The organism is Candidatus Regiella insecticola LSR1 (assembly GCF_000143625.1).
In the GTDB taxonomy this organism is placed as follows: Bacteria; Pseudomonadota; Gammaproteobacteria; order Enterobacterales; family Enterobacteriaceae; genus Regiella; species Regiella insecticola.
The window spans coordinates 1-1063 of record NZ_GL379673.1 but is presented as its reverse complement, the minus strand read 5'-3'; the positions used below and the strand labels follow the sequence as shown (position 1 = coordinate 1063).

Annotated in this window: 1 protein-coding gene and 1 pseudogene; both read right to left on the bottom strand. The window is 39.2% G+C overall.

Annotation, left to right across the window (positions count from 1 at the left end):
* Positions 1–549: glycosyltransferase family 32 protein (locus REG_RS09240; protein ID WP_006705391.1), on the bottom strand; the 549-nt coding region annotated here is incomplete at its 3' end.
* Positions 550–684: 135 nt separating this feature from the next.
* A pseudogene (locus REG_RS13535) lies at positions 685–1063 on the bottom strand (hypothetical protein); the annotation flags it as partial.

The window sequence follows — 1063 nt, the reverse complement described above, 5'->3', positions numbered from 1 at the left end:
GGGAGTAACGTAATACATCTGCTGTTGCTGAGTAATTTTTTCCGATACCTGCGCGAAAATGTTGATACATTTCTCCTGAATCTGTGTTTCTAAAATTAAGAAAAAATTATCTTCATGCAGATCACGGATTTCGATATTACTCATCTTATATCCCAACTTAGACTTTATTTTTTCGAAAATTTTAGTGGTAATTTTATTGTTTAATTGCCGTTTTATTTCTTTGAAAATAGTTGAACTATCCGCATCAACGTGAATAATAGATTTGTACTGCGGGCTATTTTCTACATTTTTAGTAATGTTCTCGAGCAAATTTTTGGGTATCACCTCACCGACCCAAATATAATGAATTTGTTGTGGGATCAATGTTGCCTGAGCCGGTGGCACTGATGAGATGCTGCCTAATGTGATGATTTCGTGATTTATTGCGATAGGCAATTGATTTTTTATTTGTTGAAAATCGGCATAACTGCCGAATTTCCATTGACCTAATTGGTCTGGCCAGATGGGATCTCCCAGCTGTTTTTTAGATGTTACACTTGTTTCTTTCATCACTATGGTGTCTGTTATTTTTCGCCAAGTTTCCCAATCGGTATTGTATATGACAGGTATGGAGCCATGCCCACGCCCAAGTGAACATTTTCGCGTTGTATTGCCATAGTTATCTGATTTTATATCTATATGTATTCAATCATACCGTGGGATGCTAACTTCTTTGGCTGTAAACGCGAGTGAAACATTTTCACTGAGTGGAGCATTGAAGCGTGCCAGCGGCAGAGAAAGAACGCCCGGTACCGATTCAGCAGCTAAGAGTGTGTCTTTATCTTGTGGGTGATACTCTTTCTTTATTGTTGCCAGATAATGATCAATTACCGCTTTTTCCTGTGCGTTTGTTTCGCTGTAGCGAACAAATTGCACTTGGTTAAACCATTTTAGGTTACGCGCATTTGGCATTTTCGCGCCGTAAAAAACTAAAGGATCGGCTTCTAACATAATTATTTCACCCCCTTGCTGATTTGGGTCTGCGATAATGAGCGCGCGTAGCGTGCGTTTATCCGCTATGTTG